General features: G+C 72.2%; 15 protein-coding genes and 1 tRNA gene. 10 read left to right on the top strand and 6 right to left on the bottom strand.

The features are described 5' to 3' along the window. The first annotated feature begins 4 nt into the window (after nucleotides 1-4). From RV983_RS28700 to RV983_RS28680, 5 genes are all read left to right on the top strand, one after another. Nucleotides 5-772, top strand: a complete 768-nt coding sequence (locus RV983_RS28700) for a nucleoside phosphorylase (protein ID WP_475988610.1) — start codon at nucleotides 5-7, stop codon at nucleotides 770-772. Then, the gene (locus RV983_RS28695; RefSeq protein WP_475988609.1) at nucleotides 769-2,088 is read left to right on the top strand and encodes an amidohydrolase; all 1,320 of its coding nucleotides are present in this window, start codon (nucleotides 769-771) and stop codon (nucleotides 2,086-2,088) included. The genes RV983_RS28700 and RV983_RS28695 overlap by 4 nt, the downstream gene beginning before the upstream one ends. A gap of 8 nt (nucleotides 2,089-2,096) precedes the next feature. After that, entirely contained in the window at nucleotides 2,097-2,708 is a 612-nt protein-coding gene (locus tag RV983_RS28690; protein ID WP_475990488.1) for a sulfite oxidase-like oxidoreductase, read from the top strand. Further along, nucleotides 2,701-3,450: a ferredoxin reductase gene (locus RV983_RS28685; RefSeq protein WP_475988608.1), complete on the top strand. Its 750-nt coding sequence runs from the start codon at nucleotides 2,701-2,703 to the stop codon at nucleotides 3,448-3,450. Before RV983_RS28690 ends, RV983_RS28685 begins: the two co-directional genes overlap by 8 nt. Nucleotides 3,451-3,516: 66 nt before the next feature. Next, nucleotides 3,517-3,590, top strand: a tRNA-Pro gene (locus tag RV983_RS28680). A 314-nt stretch (nucleotides 3,591-3,904) separates the two neighbouring features. Here RV983_RS28680 and RV983_RS28675 read toward each other — a convergent pair. Beyond that, entirely contained in the window at nucleotides 3,905-4,954 is a 1,050-nt protein-coding gene (locus tag RV983_RS28675) for a hypothetical protein (RefSeq protein ID WP_475988607.1), read from the bottom strand. A gap of 584 nt (nucleotides 4,955-5,538) precedes the next feature. Between RV983_RS28675 and RV983_RS28670 the strand changes: the two genes are divergently transcribed. The 3 genes from RV983_RS28670 (at nucleotide 5,539) to RV983_RS28660 (ending at nucleotide 8,602) form a co-directional block, all read left to right on the top strand. After that, nucleotides 5,539-6,210, top strand: coding sequence for a FadR/GntR family transcriptional regulator (locus RV983_RS28670; RefSeq protein WP_475988606.1), 672 nt, complete (start codon nucleotides 5,539-5,541; stop codon nucleotides 6,208-6,210). 89 nt (nucleotides 6,211-6,299) lie between these two features. Then, nucleotides 6,300-7,472 (top strand): glycoside hydrolase family 18 protein, encoded by a 1,173-nt coding sequence (locus RV983_RS28665; RefSeq protein ID WP_475988605.1) that lies wholly within the window; start codon nucleotides 6,300-6,302, stop codon nucleotides 7,470-7,472. Between the two features lie 83 nt (nucleotides 7,473-7,555). After that, nucleotides 7,556-8,602, top strand: coding sequence for a PAC2 family protein (locus RV983_RS28660; RefSeq protein WP_475988604.1), 1,047 nt, complete (start codon nucleotides 7,556-7,558; stop codon nucleotides 8,600-8,602). An 86-nt stretch (nucleotides 8,603-8,688) separates the two neighbouring features. Here the strand turns inward: RV983_RS28660 and mshC are convergent, their stop codons facing one another. From mshC to RV983_RS28640, 4 genes are all read right to left on the bottom strand, one after another. Further along, a complete protein-coding gene (gene mshC, locus RV983_RS28655; protein WP_475988603.1) occupies nucleotides 8,689-9,918 on the bottom strand; it encodes a cysteine--1-D-myo-inosityl 2-amino-2-deoxy-alpha-D-glucopyranoside ligase in 1,230 nt (409 codons plus the stop codon). 112 nt (nucleotides 9,919-10,030) lie between these two features. Continuing rightward, nucleotides 10,031-10,891: an SCO1664 family protein gene (locus RV983_RS28650; RefSeq protein ID WP_475988602.1), complete on the bottom strand. Its 861-nt coding sequence runs from the start codon at nucleotides 10,889-10,891 to the stop codon at nucleotides 10,031-10,033. Continuing rightward, entirely contained in the window at nucleotides 10,849-11,445 is a 597-nt protein-coding gene (locus RV983_RS28645; RefSeq protein ID WP_475988601.1) for a DUF3090 domain-containing protein, read from the bottom strand. Before RV983_RS28645 ends, RV983_RS28650 begins: the two co-directional genes overlap by 43 nt. A 58-nt stretch (nucleotides 11,446-11,503) precedes the next feature. After that, a complete protein-coding gene (locus RV983_RS28640; RefSeq protein ID WP_475988600.1) occupies nucleotides 11,504-12,202 on the bottom strand; it encodes a histidine phosphatase family protein in 699 nt (232 codons plus the stop codon). Between the two features lie 64 nt (nucleotides 12,203-12,266). On the opposite strand from RV983_RS28640, the gene RV983_RS28635 reads away from it, so the two are divergent. Continuing rightward, nucleotides 12,267-13,268, top strand: coding sequence for a magnesium and cobalt transport protein CorA (locus RV983_RS28635; protein ID WP_475988599.1), 1,002 nt, complete (start codon nucleotides 12,267-12,269; stop codon nucleotides 13,266-13,268). A gap of 19 nt (nucleotides 13,269-13,287) precedes the next feature. Here RV983_RS28635 and RV983_RS28630 read toward each other — a convergent pair whose 3' ends face one another. Beyond that, nucleotides 13,288-14,079: a ferritin-like domain-containing protein gene (locus tag RV983_RS28630; RefSeq protein WP_475988598.1), complete on the bottom strand. Its 792-nt coding sequence runs from the start codon at nucleotides 14,077-14,079 to the stop codon at nucleotides 13,288-13,290. Nucleotides 14,080-14,384: 305 nt separating this feature from the next. Here RV983_RS28630 and RV983_RS28625 point away from each other — a divergent pair, with 305 nt between their 5' ends. Beyond that, on the top strand, nucleotides 14,385-14,990 hold the full coding sequence (locus tag RV983_RS28625; RefSeq protein WP_475988597.1) for a hypothetical protein: 606 nt from the start codon (nucleotides 14,385-14,387) through the stop codon (nucleotides 14,988-14,990). Nucleotide 14,991 lies beyond the last annotated feature (1 nt).

The raw sequence follows: 14,991 nt of genomic DNA, 5'->3' as shown, positions 1-14,991 counted from the left end.
CACGATGACCACCGATACGCAGCCCATCACCCGCGTCCCCCGATCGGGGCTGCCCGCGTACGCGGTTGTCGTGGGCGACCCGGCGCGGGCGGCGGAGGTCGCCGGGATGCTGGCGGGGGCGCGGGAGGTGGCGCACCACCGCGAGTACCGCACCTTCACCGGGACGTGGAAGGGCACGGCCGTGGTGGTCGCCTCGCACGGGGTGGGCGCCCCGGGGGCGATGCTGCTGTTCCAGGAGCTGGCGGACGCCGGGGTCCGCACGATCCTGCGGCTGGGCACCGCCGGGGCGATCGCGGCCGGGATCGGCGACGGCGACCTGGTGATCGCCGAGGCGGCGGTGCGCGACGACGGGGTGACGCAGCAACTGCTGCCGCCGGAGTACCCGGCGTTCGCGACGCCGGAGGCGGTGCTGGCCCTGGTGCGTGCGGCCCGGGCCCTGGACGCGCCGCACCACCGCGGGGTGGTCTGGACGCGGGCGGCGTTCCAGCCGGGCTTCCTGCCGCTGCCGGGCGAGGCGTACGCGGCCGCCGGCATCGCGGCGATCGAGATGGAGCTGTCGGCGCTGCTGGTGCTCGCCTCCACGCGGGGCCTGGTCGCGGGCGGCGCGCTGGTCGTGGACGGGGCCAACGCGGACGACCTCGTCGACGTCGAGGCGACCGGCGGCTACGACCCGTACCGCTCGGTGGTCGCCGCGGGGGTGGCCCGCGGCAGCCGGGTAACGTTGGACGCCTTGCATCTGCTGGCCACCGAGTACGGAAGCGACGTGAAGTGAGCGTTCAGGACGCCGATCTGCTGGTGCACGGCGGCGATGTGCTGACCGTCGACGCGACGGGCACCGTCGTGCCGGACGGCGCGGTCGCGGTGCGCGACGGCGCGATCGTGGCGGTCGGCCCGGCCGCACAGGTCCGCGCCGCCCACCGGGCGGCCGAGGAGATCGACGCGACGGGCTGCCTGGTGCTGCCCGGCCTGATCAACACCCACACCCACCTCGCGATGACCCTGCTGCGGGGCTGCGCCGACGACGTGGACCTCCAGGAGTTCCTGGCCCGGGTGATCCCCCGCGAGGCCGAACTGCTGTCGCCGACGGCGGTGGCGGCCGGGGTGCGGGTCGCGGTGGCGGAGAGCGTGCGCGCGGGCGTCACCACCGGCCTGGACATGTACTGGTTCCACGAGTCCGCCGAGAAGGCCGCCCGGGAGGCCGGCTGGCGGCTGCTGGCCGGCCCGACGTTCATGGACGTCCCCGGCCCGCCGGACGGCCGCCCTTACGAGGACCGCATGTCCTGGGCCGCCGCCGACCTGGCGGCACGCGCGTCCCACGCACCGGGCACCCGCCCGGTGGTCTTCGCGCACAGCGCCTACACCCTGGACCCCGGGCAGCTGGTGGCGATCAGCGCGCTGGCCCGCGAGCACGGCGCGCTGCTGCACGTTCACGCGGCGGAGAACGCCGCCGAGGTCGCCATGGTCGTCGAACGCCACGGCAAGCGCCCGGTGGAACTGCTGGACTCGCTCGGGGTGCTCGGCCCCGACGTGCTCCTCGCCCACGCGGTGGACCTCACGGACGGCGAGATCACCGCGCTGGCCAGGACCGGCACGGCCGTCGCGCACTGCCCGGTCTCCAATCTGAAGCTGGGCTGCGGCATCGCCCGCGTGCCGGACCTGCTGGCCGCCGGTGTGACGGTCGGCCTCGGCACCGACGGCGTCGTCAGCTCCAACACCCTCGACGTGCTCGGCGCGGTACGGGCCGCCGCGATGGTGCACAAGGCCGGCGGCGACCCCACCGCCGTGGGCGCCGAGCAGGCGGTGCGGATGGCGACGATCGAGTCCGCGCGCGCCCTGGGCCTGGACGCCCACCTCGGCTCCCTGGAACCCGGCAAGCGCGCCGACCTCGTCGTCCTCGATCTGGGCGGGCCGCACCTGGCCCCGCGCCACGACCCGTGGTCGATGCTCGCGTACGCCGCCGCGGCCGCCGATGTGCGCGACACCGTCGTGGACGGCCGCGTCCTCATGCGCGACCGCGCCCTGCTGACCCTGGACGAGCCGGCCGCGCTGCGCGCGCTGGAGGCGCTGGAGCAGGAGCACCCGGCATGACCTCCGCGCTGGAACCCACCCGCGGCTTCACCGGCCGCGCCCGGGCCGCCGACCGCGACCCGCGGCTGCCGCCCGGGCAGTACGACGCGGGCGACGAGTGGCCCGTGCTGTCCGCCGAGGTCACCCCCCGGCTCACGGCGGCGGAGTGGACGTTCCGCGTCGACGGCCTGGTGACGGCGCCGCGCACCTGGACCTGGGACGAGGCGCGGACCCTGCCCTCGTCTACCTACCGCGGCGACATCCACTGCGTGACCGGGTGGTCCAGGTTCGGCGTGCACTTCGGCGGGGTGTCACTGGACGCCTTCCTGGCGGCGGTTCGCCCCTCCCCCGCCGCCACGCACGTCGTGGCGTACGCGCACACCGGCTACGCCGCGAACCTGCCGCTGGCCGACGTCACCGGCGGGCGGGCCTGGATCGCCTTCGAGCACGACGGCGCGCCGCTGGCCCCCGAGCACGGCGGGCCGGCCCGGCTGGTCGTCCCGCACCTGTACTTCTGGAAGAGCGCCAAGTGGATCGCGGGCATCCGCCTGCTCGACCACGACGAGGCCGGCTTCTGGGAGCAGAACGGCTACCACCCCCGCGGCAACCCGTGGCAGGAACAGCGCTACGCCCATGACTGAGCTCGCCGTTCCTCCCTTCGTCCCGCCGACGCGCTTCTCCGTGCCCGGCCGCGTCGCGGTCGGCGAGGCAGCCGCCGCGGTGTGGCGGCGCGCCACACTCACCGAGGTGCGCCGCGAGACCCCGCGCGCCGCGACGTTCCGGTTCGCGGTGCCCGGCTGGGCCGGGCACCTGCCGGGCCAGTACCTCACACTGCGCCTCACGGCGGGCGACGGCTACACCGCCCAGCGCAACTACTCGCTCGCCTCCGCGCCGGACGGCTCCGGCCACATCGAGCTCACCCTCGACCACGTCCCGGACGGCGAGGTCTCCGGGCATCTGCACACCGTCGCCCGGCCCGGCGACACCGTCGAGGTCCGCGGCCCGCACAGCGGCTTCTTCGCCTGGTCGGGCGACCGGCCCGCGCTGCTGCTCGGCGCCGGCTCGGGCGTCGTGCCGCTGATGTCGATGATCCGCCACCGCCGGCTGCGCGGGCTGGACGTGCCGTTGCGGCTGATCGTCTCCGCCCGGACGAGCGAGGACCTGATCTACGCCCGCGAGTACGGCGCCGAGACCACCGTCGTCCTCACCCGCTCCCAGGGCCGGCTGGCCGCCGCGCATCTGGCCCCGTACCTGGCCGATCCGCCGCCGGGCGGCTGGGAGGCGTACGTGTGCGGCGGCAACGGTTTCGCGGAGCACGCCTCCCGCCTCCTGGTGGACGGCGGGCAGCCGTCCGGGCGGATTCGGATCGAGCGATTCGGCTGATCAGCGTCCTTCGGGTATTCTCCTCTTTACGTGATCTTCCGGGGCACCGCCCCGGCCGGTCCGCACCGGGACGTGGCGCAGCTTGGTAGCGCACTTGACTGGGGGTCAAGGGGTCGCAGGTTCAAATCCTGTCGTCCCGACAGCGTTGTGAACGTTGTCGCAGTTCGGGGCCTTGTTCCACTTCGGTGGGACAAGGCCCTTGTTCGTTGGGCGGTCTGATCGACGGGGGCGTCGCGTATCGCGGGGGCCTCCGTAGTCGCCGGGCATGCGGCTGAGGCGGACGCAGCGGGTGGCCCGGTCGGGCGGTATGCCGATCATGGAGGCCCGGCGGCCCCGAGGACGAGGTTTCCCTCCCGGTGTCCGACGGCCTCGCGGTCGTCCGCCTCGCGAAGTACGGCGGCCGACAGCCGCATCCGGGGAATGGCGTTTTTCGCAGGTGTGCCGGCGCAGCAGGTCAGTCGAGGATTATCTGGAGAATGGGCGGAATACCGGCGGCCGCAAGGGCAAGAAGTGCGGAGGAAATGGTCTGCCCATCGATCACTCCGGAAGGGCTTGCGATGACACCGTCCAGGGCGTCCAGCCGCCTCGCAGATTCCTCCGTCATGACAGAATCCGAGACCGGGGCATGCACGGGAAGTCCCCTCCTCAATCTTCGCACTGAAACCAGCCGCGCGCGACTGACCGCGGATGACAGGAACCACTGTGGAGTAAAGGAGATCGCCAAAGTCGCCGCCATGGATATGAACAGCAGTGTCCATTTCGCGACCGAGAGCATACTCGAACCCCGAGCCTCCCCTGACCATGATATCCAGGGGTATATGCAGACCGCCGTTCCGACTGCCGCAAGGAGTGAAGCCCACCTGTAGCAGCGCGACAGCAACTCGATGCCTGGGGTTCGAGCAGGAGACGACCACAGAAGTCGCATGTTTCCGGCCCGCGCGAGGGACCTCGGGAGATAGGCGCACTCCCACAGCCAGTAAACACAGTTGAAGACGCACCCGCCGGTCACGGCGACAACGAGGTACGATCCCACCCCGACAGAGATCACTCGCTGAGTCTCCGGAGCACTGTCCACGGCCATCATTCCGCCCAGGCCGACACTTGCGCCGACAGCGGAGACCACGGCTTGCCGCCATGGGGAGGTCGTACGGGTGATCCAGGCGTGCACTGCGTCGCGCCCCCGCCCCGTGAGCATCTCGTCGAGGTCCTGCGTCAGGGCGTAGAACGCGCGGCATCCCGCCCATTCGAAAGCCACGCACATCAGATCCACCAGAATGAAGTACCCCACCCAGCCGGAGTACCTCGCTTCCGGACTCCCCGACAGCGGGTCAGTGATCCGCGGTGCGAGCGAGATGATTCCGGGGGTCGCCAGGACGACGAAGAACAGCAGACAGGGCCTCCGGGCGAGATAATTGCGCCCTTGCGATGAAACTCGGACACCGAAACACTTGAGCAACAGGACCGCTGCGATGTCACGGGGGTAGCGCGCCTTGAGATCCCCCAATTGATTGACGGGCCCTCCGCCGGCCATTCGTTCCCCTCTCAGAACCGTGCCACGGTGCGGAAAATCAACTTCGCCCCTTCGGCTTTCTGCGGGCCGATCGACGTGAGTGTTCCCACCCCGCTCCCTCCCTGCGAGGCCTTCTGTGGTGCGGATCGCCGACCGGGGTGAGGCCCGCGGCCACCGCACGCAGGCTCCTCGGATCCCCGCCGGCAGGACGGACCCGGTCGGACCCGCCCTGGCAGGACGCACGGTCGTTGGCGTCGACCGGACAAGGCACCGTGCACCCCCTTGCACCGAACTCCCCGTTCACCAGGGACAGTCTGCAGGGTTGTCTGCCCTTCGCTCAGGGAGCCGACACCGGCAATCGGTGCGGGCCGGCGAGCAGAACCCGCGCGCTCGAGCGCGATCCCGTGACACCGCACAGCGAAACGCCATCGTGTTCGCAGCGGTGGACGCGGCCTCTCGGCATTCCGCGGAAGATGGCCACGCACGTCGGTGGACCAGCCTCTCGAGAAGGTTCCGGCGCACGGGCGGTGCGGGCATAATGGCCCGATACATCGGATGTCCTGGAGGCGAGGGCGGTCATGGCAGTCACCGACGAGGCGATCGAGAAGATCAAGGGGATGATCGTCTCCGGTGCGCTGCGCCCTGGCGACCGGCTTCCCAAGGAGAGCGAACTGGCGGCCGACCTCGGCCTGTCGCGCAACTCGCTGCGCGAGGCGGTGCGCGCGCTCTCGCTGATCCGCATCCTGGACGTACGGCAGGGCGACGGCACGTACGTCACCAGCCTCGACCCCCAACTCCTGCTGGAGGCAATGAGCTTCGTGGTGGACTTCCACCGCGACGACACGGTGCTGGAGTTCCTGGCCGTGCGGCGCATACTGGAGCCCGCGGCGACGGCCATGGCGGCCGCGATCATCCCGGAGGCCCAGTTGGAGGCTCTGGAGGCCCAGTTGGCCGCGCTGGGGACCGACCCCTCGGTCGAGGAACTCGTGTCGTGCGACCTGGAGTTCCACCGCGGCATCGTGCAGGCGGCCGGCAACTCGGTGCTCTGCTCGCTGCTCGACGGGCTGTCCGGGCCCACCACGCGGGCGCGGATCTGGCGCGGGCTGACCCAGGAGGACGCGGTCAGCCGCACCCTGCACGAACACCGGGCGATCCTCGGCGCGCTGCGCGACCGCGACGCGGAGGCGGCGCGGTCGTGGGCGACGGTCCATGTCGCCAGCGTCGAGCAGTGGCTGCGCTCGACCCTCTGAGCCGCCGCCCGGCGGGCGAACCGGGGACGGGGTTCCGTGCGTCCGGTCTCTCGAAGGAATGATCGAGGGAAGTCGACAGCAGGGGTCGGATGAATTCGCGCGCACACCCGGACCACCACAGCCCGGACCACCACAGCCCGGACCACCACAGTCGTCCGCCCCGCCTCGCGCTCCGGCTCCGCCGCCCCTCCGTCCGCACGCTGCGGCGTTGCGCCCTCGTGGTCGCTCTCGTCGTGCTGCTGCCGGTACTGGCCGCGGGCGTCGCCCTGCGCCTGGAGTACGTCGGCGACCCCTCCGCCGCGGGCGCCGACCGCGGCCGCAACGCGGTCTGGCTCGGGCACGCCTGGGTCGACGGCCGCCGGGACGCGGCCGACCTGGCAGCGCTCGGCCGGAAACTGCGCGGCAGCGGCACCCGGGACCTGTACGTGCACACCGGCCCGCTGGAGTTCGACGGCAGTCTGGAACCGGCGCTGTACCCGAAGGCCGCGTCGCTGATCCGGGAGGCACACCGCGCGCTGCCCGGGGTGCGCGTGCAGGCATGGCTGGGACAGGTGGTCTCGCACGGCGGCGACGAGGGCCTGCGCCTGGACGACCCGGCCACGCGGTCGCGGATCGAGGCGAGCGCCGGGCAGGCACTGGCGGCGGGGTTCGACGGGGTGCACCTGGATCTGGAGCCGATGTACTCCGGCGACTGCGGATTCCTCGACGTCCTGGACTCCGTGCACGCGCTGACGTCCCGGGGCGGCGCCGTCCTGTCCGTCGCGACACACCAGATCGATCCGCTGCCGTCCCTGCACGTACCGGCGGGCACGCTGTTCCATCACCCGAAGTGGTGGTCGCAGGCCTATCTCGGGGAGGTCGCCCGGAGGGTCGACCAGGTCGCGGTCATGGCCTACGACACCTCCCTGCCGCTGGAGAGCTTCTTCGGCGGCTACGTCGCCCAGCAGACCGCGCTGGCCCTGGGGGTGACCCCGCCGTCCACTGACCTGCTGATCGGGCTGCCCGGGTATCACACGAACAACCTGGGCCACCACGCGTGGGCGGAGACCGTCGCCGCCGCCGCGCGCGGTGCGCGGCTGGGCCTCGCCCGGCACGATCCCGCCCGCGAGCGCTTCGGGCTCGCCCTCTACGTCGACTTCCACGCCACCGACGGCGACTGGGCCGCGTACCGCTCCGCATGGGGACCGGAGGACGACGGGACGCGTACGTCCGGCGACGCTGGGGATCATCCCCCTACGAAGGCGGCGGCACCTGTCCCGTGAAGCCGTAGGCTGGTGCAGCACGCGAAGGAACGGCAGCCGGCGGGGGTGACACCATCCCCCTTCCGGCCGGAAGGAGGCGCTGGGTGATCGAGCTCGAGGGAGTTCCCGAGCTGATCGACCCGGTCATGGTGGCCGCGTTCGAGGGCTGGAACGACGCCGGGGACGCCGCCTCCGCCGCGGTCGGGCATCTGGACCGGGAGTTCAAGGGTGAGGTGTTCGCGGCGCTCGACGCCGAGGACTACTACGACTTCCAGGTCAACCGTCCCACGGTGTGGATGGACGGCGGCGTACGCCAGATCACCTGGCCCACGACCCGGCTGTCCGTCGTCCGCATCGAGACCCCCAAGCCGCGCGACCTGGTCCTGATCCGGGGCATCGAGCCCAGCATGCGCTGGCGCTCGTTCTGCAACGAGATCCTGGGCTTCGCCCACGAGCTCGGCGTCGAGATGGTCGTGGTGATGGGCGCCCTGCTCGGCGACACGCCGCACACCCGTCCGGTCCCGGTCACCGCGGTGACCTCGGACCCGGATCTGGCGACCGCGCTCAGCCTGGAGGAGTCCCGCTACGAGGGCCCCACCGGCATCGTCGGCATTCTCCAGGAGGCCTGTACGCACGCGGGGATCCCGGCGGTGAGCCTGTGGGCCGCCGTACCGCACTACGTGTCGCAGCCGCCCAACCCGAAGGCCACCCTGGCCCTGCTCAACCGGCTCGAGGACCTGCTGGACCTGCGCATCCCGCTGGGCGAGCTCCCCGAGGACGCCCGCGCCTGGCAGGTCGGAGTGGACGAACTCGCGGCCGAGGACAGCGAGGTCTCCGAGTACGTGCAGACCCTGGAGGAGGCACGCGACACGGCCGAGCTGCCGGAGGCCTCGGGCGAGGCCATCGCCCGCGAGTTCGAGCGCTATCTGCGGCGCCGAGACCCGCAGGCGGGCGACCAGGACGCCGGCCCCTACCTGCGGGAAACCTCCCCGAAGCCGGACACCGGCACCGCCGGCGGCGGCACCGTGCCGAGGGCCGACCGGGACGAGGCGGGGAAGGACAGCGCCGCCGACACCAACGGCGGAGACACCGGGAACCCCGAGAGCACCGGGAGCACCGGGAACCCCGAGAGCACCGACAACGACGAGTGAGCCGGACGCGGCCTGCCGGCCGCCCCGGCGAACGGTGAAGGCCGGTGTCCCCCGCGGGGGACACCGGCCTTCACCGTTCGGTCAGGTCAGAGCGCCACGCCGAGCAGGGCGTTCACCGCGCGCGACACGAGCCCCGGGGCCCCGGTGTCGGTGCCGCCCTCGGCGGCCTGGAGCGCCGCCCAGCGGTCCACCGCGGCGAGCGCGGCGGGCGCGTCGAGGTCGTCGGCCAGTGCCTCGCGGATCTCCTCGACCAGCGCGTCGGCGGACGGCCCGTCCGGCCGCGACACGGCCGCGCGCCAGCTGCCGAGCCGCTCCACGGCCCGCTCCAGCACGGCATCCGTCCACTCCCAGTCCGCGCGGTAGTGGTGGGCCAGCAGGCTGAGGCGTATGGCGGCCGGGTCGACGCCGTCCCGCCGCAGCTGCGAGACGAAGACCAGGTTGCCCTTCGACTTGGACATCTTCTCGCCGTGGAGCGCCACCATGCCGGCGTGCACATAGGCCTTGGCCATGGGGAACTCGCCGGTGAGCACCTGGGCGTGCGAGGCGCCCATCTCGTGGTGCGGGAAGGCGAGGTCGGAGCCGCCGCCCTGGACGTCGAAGCCCATGCCGAGGTGGTCCAGCGCGATCGCGACGCACTCGATGTGCCACCCGGGCCGTCCCTGGCCGAGGCTGCCGCCGTCCCAGCTGGGCTCTCCCTCGCGGGCCGAGAGCCACAGGATCGGGTCGAGGGGGTTCTTCTTGCCGGGGCGGTCCGGGTCGCCGCCGCGCTCGGCGGACAGCACGCGCATGGCGGCCGCGTCGAGGTGGGAGACGCTGCCGAAGTGCGGGTCGGCGTCGACGTGGAAGTAGATGTCGCCGTCGACCTCGTAGGCGGCGCCCGCCTCGAGCAGCCGCTCGACCAGGGGGACGATCCCGGGGATGGCCTCGACCGCGCCGATGTAGTGGGCGGGGGGCAGCATCCGCAGGGCGGTCATGTCCTCGCGGAACAGGGTGGTCTCACGCTCGGCGAGGGCCGTCCAGTCCTGGCCGGTGGCCTCGGCCCGCTCCAGCAGCGGGTCGTCGACGTCGGTGACGTTCTGGACGTAGTGGACCTGGCGCTTCGTGTCGAGCCACACGCGCTGCACGAGGTCGAACGCGTTGTAGGTGGCCGCGTGCCCCATGTGGGTGGCGTCGTAGGGGGTGATCCCGCAGACGTAGATACGGGCGACCGGACCGGGGTCCAGGGTTACCGGACCTCCGGTCGCGGTGTCGTGGAGACGAAGGTCGCGTCCTGTGCCCGGGAGGGCGGGGACGTCGGAAGCGGGCCAGGCATGCATGTCATGAGATTAACCGCCCGCGTGATCGGCAAACGACCGCTGGGGTCCCCTGGGACTGTGCCGTCGCCCACTGCGGGGCCGCGGCCGGCCGGCCCGGGCCCGTCCCGAACGCTCAGATGGGCGGCCACGGGATGGCCGGCCACTCCCCGGAGGGCTCCGGATGCCGGCCCGAGCGCAGCAGGTCCGCCACGCGCTCGCGCAGTGCTGCAAGTTCAACGGCGGTGATCAACTCGGCCAGCCGCGCCCCGAGGCCGCCGTCGCCGAGCTCGGTCCCCAGTTTGCCGAGGACCTCCACGGCCTCCTCGGTCAGCGGCTCCCCCGCCCATCCCCACAGCAGCGTCCGCAGCTTGTTCTCCGCGTTGAACGTCACACCGTGGTCGATGGCGTAGAGCCCGCCCCGCGCCGTCGGCAGCAGGTGGCCGCCCTTGCGGTCCGCGTTGTTGATCACGGCGTCGAGCACCGCGAGCCGCCGCAGCCGCTCGTCGTCCGCGTGCACCAGCAGCGCGGTGCGGCCCTCGCCGACCTCCGCGAAGCCGACCGCCTTCCAGCCGGGCGCCGGCTCCTCGGCGTCCACGAGGGCGAGCAGGCCGTCCCCGCCGTCCTCCCCCTCCTCGGGGGTGTCGATCCACAGCTGGCACATGCCCTCGCCGTACGGCCCGTCCCGCAGGACGGTGGGCGGCACCAGGCCCCATCCGGTCGCCTCGGAGACCAGGTACGCGGCCACTTCCCGCTGGGCGAGCGTGCCGTCGGGGAAGTCCCACAGCGGCCGCTCCCCGGCGACCGGCTTGTAGACGCAGTGCGCGGTGACGCCCTCGTGGGCGATCTCGCAGTAGAGCACGGCGTTCGAGGCGTCGCGCAGCCGCCCGAGCACCGCCAGTTCGCCGTGCGTCAGGAGTTCCGCCCCGGCTATGCCGCCGACGGCGTCGCCGTTCAGGCCGTCGCCGATCGCCGGTACCCGTTCTGACGCGGGCATACGTGTCCTTCCGGGTCCAGGGGCAGACTGCACAGGGGGCACGGGGGCCGGCCCGCGGCCACGACGTCCAGCGCGCGCTTGGCGAAGGTACGTGCCTGGGCGCCGGTCAGGCGCACCCGGAGCAGGGGCGGCCCGTTCTCCTCGTCCTGGAGGAGCATCTCCTCCGCGGCCTCGAGGTCCTCCTCGGCGTCCGTCTCGATCTCGACGAGGGCCTGTGCCTCCAGGATCATGCGTTCCTCGGCGCCGTCCCAGGCGAGGGCCATGGTGCCGACCCGGAACTCCTCCTCGACCGGGGCCTGCAGAGGCGCGTTGTCCGCCAGCTCGCCGGGGGCCACGGCGGGCACGGGTGCGGCGCCGCCGGTGCGCCGTACGACCTCGTCCAGGAGTTCGTCGATGCGTTCCGCCAGCGCCTCCACCTGGGTCTTCTCCAGGGCGACACTGGTGGTCCGGCCGGCCGCGCTGGCCTGCAGGAAGAAGGTGCGTTGTCCTGGCTGGCCAACGGTGCCTGCGACAAAGCGATCGGGCTTGTCGTAGAGGAACACCTGACGAGGCACGTCCTGCTCCGTTTGCTCGGTGTCTTCGAGGTCCGGTCCACCCTACTGCGGAAGCTGATCACGGTGCGCCCGCACCACCACCGACCTCCGCGTCCCCCGGCGCGGCCGTGGGCTGCGCGCGCGGACGGAGCCCGTCGAGGCTGCCGGTGTCCCCGAGGCGGAGCAGGAAGGGCCGTTCCGAGGTGTAGCGGATGGCCGTCACCGAGCAGGGGTCGACGGCGATGCGCTGGAAGAGGTCGAGGTGCATGCCGAGGGCGTCCGCCACGACCGACTTGATGACGTCGCCGTGCGAGCACATGACCCACAGCGCCTCGGGGCCGTGGGCCTCCTCCATGCGGGCGTTCCACTCGCGTACGGCGTCGACGGCGCGGATCTGCATGGCGCGCATCGACTCGCCGCCCTCGCCGGGGAAGACGGCGCCCGACGGATAGCGCTGCACGACGCCCCACATGGGCTCGTCGGCGAGCTCCGCGAGCTTGCGGCCGCTCCAGTCGCCGTACGCGCACTCGGAGATCCGCTCCTCCACATGGAGGGGCACGTCGGGCAGCACGTCCAGCAGCGGCTGGACCGTCTCGCGGCACCGCTGGAGCGGACTGGTGACCACGGCGGCGGGCGCCAGGGCGGCGAGCCGCGCGGCGAGGTCCGCCGCCTGGTCGCGGCCGGTCTCGTCGAGGGCGACTCCGGGGAGCCGTCCGGCCAGCACGTTCTCGGAATTGGCGGTGGACCGGCCGTGCCGGACCAGGATCACGGTGGACATGACCGCCACCATACGGCCAGCCCGGGACCGGTGTGTCGGCGGCGATTCGCGGAAAGAGACATACGTGATCGTGGACTGTGCCGTGTACCGCGACGGCGAGCGAACGGCGACCCCCACCGACGTGGCCGAGGCCCTGGAGGCCGCGCGGGCGGTGGACGGCGCCTTCGTGTGGATCGGGCTGTACGAGCCCACGGAGAAGGAGTTCGACCTCGTCAGCCGGGAGTTCACACTCCACCCGCTGGCGGTGGAGGACGCCCTCAGCGCCCACCAGCGCCCCAAGCTGGAGGTCTACGAGGGCTCGCTCTTCCTGGTGCTCAAACCGGTGGCGTACGACGACGCCCTGGACACGGTCACCGCGAGCGAGCTGATGGTCTTCGTCGGGGACGACTTCGTCGTCACCGTGCGCCATGGCGAGGCCATCACCCCCGGGGAGATCCGGCACCGCCTGGAGACCGAGCACGAGGTGCTCAAGCACGGTCCGAGCGCCGTGATGTACGCCATCAGCGACACCGTGGTGGACGACTACATCGTGGTGGCGGCCGATCTCCAGGCCGATCTGGAGGAGCTGGAGACGGAGGTCTTCGCTCCCGAGCTGCGGCGGACCGCCGCCAGGCGCGGCGCGGAGAGCACGGCCAGCCGGATCTACGGGTTCAAGCGCCAGTTGCTGGAGTTCCGGCGGGCGGCCTCGCCGCTGATGCAGCCGATGATCCGGCTGTCCGCGGGCACAGTGCCGCATGTGGCGTCCAGCACCCAGCCGTTCTTCCGGGACGTCGCCGACCACCTCACCCGGGCCAACGAACTGGTGGAAGGGCTCGACCGGCTGCTCAGCGACATCCTCGGCGCCCATCTGACCCAGGTCGGCGTGCGGCAGAACGACGACATGCGCAAGATCTCGGCCTGGGCCGCCATGGCCGCCGTGCCGACCATGCTCACCGGCGTGTACGGCATGAACTTCGAGCACATGCCGGAACTGCGCCAGGTGTGGGGCTATCCCGCGGTCCTGACCGTCATCATGGTGGCTGAGATCCTGCTCTACCGGACGTTCAAGCGGCACGGCTGGCTGTAGCCGGACGGACCCGCGCCTGTCACGGGACGGCCGCCTCGGCCGCGGTGGCCGTCCCGCCGAGGGCGTTGCGGCGCTGCGGCATGGACAGCCGGACCATGCGCCGCCAGCCGCCCAGGCGCTCGTAGGCGTACACGGCGTGGATGCCCGCGCGCAGCAGCGCGGACCGGCCCCGGGACCAGCCGAGGACGCGTCCCATGTGGGCCATGACGGCGAGGCTGACATCCCGGTAGACGCGGATCTCGGCCAGCGCGCACGCGCGCAGGGTGTGCCGGATGGCGCGGCCGTGCCCGGCGGCGGCGAAGCGCAGCAGTTCCTCGTGGCAGTAGGCGAGGTGGTTGTCCTCGTCCTGGGAGATCATGCGGACGGCGCGGCCGATGTCGGGGTGGTCGGCGAAGTGCCTGGCGAGCCGGGCCATCTGCTCGGAGGCGCGCTGCTCGGTGACACGGCTGTGGGCGAGGTAGGTGACGACGTCCCGGACAGTCAGCGGCTCGTCGCGGCGGAGCTTGTCGTGGGCGAGGCCGATGCCGCCGCGCTCCAGCAGCATCGTGTAGTCGGTGTCCGCGGGCACGGGGACGGGGTCCAGGCCGCGCTTGTGCAGCAGGGCGTTGAAGATCCGCCCGTGCTTGTCCTCGTCGGCGCCGTGCCGGGCGATCTTGGGTGCCAGGCCGCGCTCCGGCTCGGGGACCAGGGCGGCGATGCGTCCGTTCTCCCATCCGCCCTGCGCCTCGCCACTGGCGGCGATCGAGCAGAAGAGCCGGAAGGACTCGTCGTGGTCGAGGATCTCCTGGAACAGACTCCGGGCGGAGAGCATGTGGGAACCTCCTGCGCGAACCGGATGGATCACCGGATAACTCAATAAATCAGCCATGCGTAAATGAAGAGTCAAATGCCCCGGAAAGCCTGTGGCAACAGGCCCGCGCGTCAACTCGGCCGAACGGATGAGGTCGATCGGGTGAGGGGTGCGTAACCCTTGGCGCTTCCCGGCGTTGAGTTTGGTGACGGCCGTGGCGGGGAAGACCCCCGAGCCCCCACCACGGCCGCGAAAACCGAGGGGACCCCGCGGCCGGCCCGGGTGCTCGTGATTTCATAGCCCCTCGGAGGGGTTACTACCTAGACATGTTCAGCAAGGCGACGCGGAGCCGCTCGACGGTGCGTCCAGCGGGCCCCGCGGGTTCCGACTGGGCGCCGTACGCGCGCCTGGACGACGCGGCGCACGCCTACTTCCTGCACGCCGACGTGGCCCTGGAGGCGATCGGCGGAGTCATGGGCCGGCGCCGGGTGCGCGGCTTCACCCTCGAACGCGTGGTGGACCTCACGGAGGCCGGGACGTCGGTGTGGCAGGAGGCCGCGGTCTGCGACGGGCGGCGGCTCATCCTCTGGCACAGCGAGGAGGTCGCCGACGAGGACGCCCCCGGCGGCCGCGTCCTGGACTCCTCCGTGCAGGTGCTTCCCCTGGAGACCATCGGCCATGTCGGGATGCGCACCCTGGTGGGCAACGACGAGCAGGGCCGGCGCGTCGACCGCGGTGTGTACGTGGTGCTGGCGACCGCCATACCGCACGAGCTGAGCGCGGTGCGCGGCGACGTCGACGGGGCGATCACCTCGGCCCGGTTCCGGCCGGAGGCCTTCCGGTTCAGCAAGTCCCTCGAGGACGGCGGCCCTGGGCAGATAGCGCGCCTGACCGCCTTCGGACGGCTGCTGGGGCGGCTGGTCCCGGGCTGAG

The sequence above is a fragment of the Streptomyces sp. RLA123 genome (assembly GCF_056270165.1).
The sequence above is the reverse complement of the archived record's forward strand: the minus strand, read 5'-3'. Positions and strand labels throughout refer to the sequence as shown.

Bases quoted from the DNA above. Each gene is read 5' to 3' on its own strand.
- RV983_RS28665 (WP_475988605.1), top strand. From the start codon at position 6,300: ATGAATTCGCGCGCACACCCGGACCACCACAGCCCGGACCACCACAGC.
- mshC (WP_475988603.1), bottom strand. From the start codon at position 9,918: ATGCATGCCTGGCCCGCTTCCGACGTCCCCGCCCTCCCGGGCACAGGA.
- RV983_RS28640 (WP_475988600.1), bottom strand. From the start codon at position 12,202: ATGTCCACCGTGATCCTGGTCCGGCACGGCCGGTCCACCGCCAATTCC.
- RV983_RS28630 (WP_475988598.1), bottom strand. From the start codon at position 14,079: ATGCTCTCCGCCCGGAGTCTGTTCCAGGAGATCCTCGACCACGACGAG.
- RV983_RS28700 (WP_475988610.1), top strand. From the start codon at position 5: ATGACCACCGATACGCAGCCCATCACCCGCGTCCCCCGATCGGGGCTG.
- RV983_RS28685 (WP_475988608.1), top strand. From the start codon at position 2,701: ATGACTGAGCTCGCCGTTCCTCCCTTCGTCCCGCCGACGCGCTTCTCC.
- RV983_RS28670 (WP_475988606.1), top strand. From the start codon at position 5,539: ATGGCAGTCACCGACGAGGCGATCGAGAAGATCAAGGGGATGATCGTC.
- RV983_RS28650 (WP_475988602.1), bottom strand. From the start codon at position 10,891: ATGCCCGCGTCAGAACGGGTACCGGCGATCGGCGACGGCCTGAACGGC.
- RV983_RS28625 (WP_475988597.1), top strand. From the start codon at position 14,385: ATGTTCAGCAAGGCGACGCGGAGCCGCTCGACGGTGCGTCCAGCGGGC.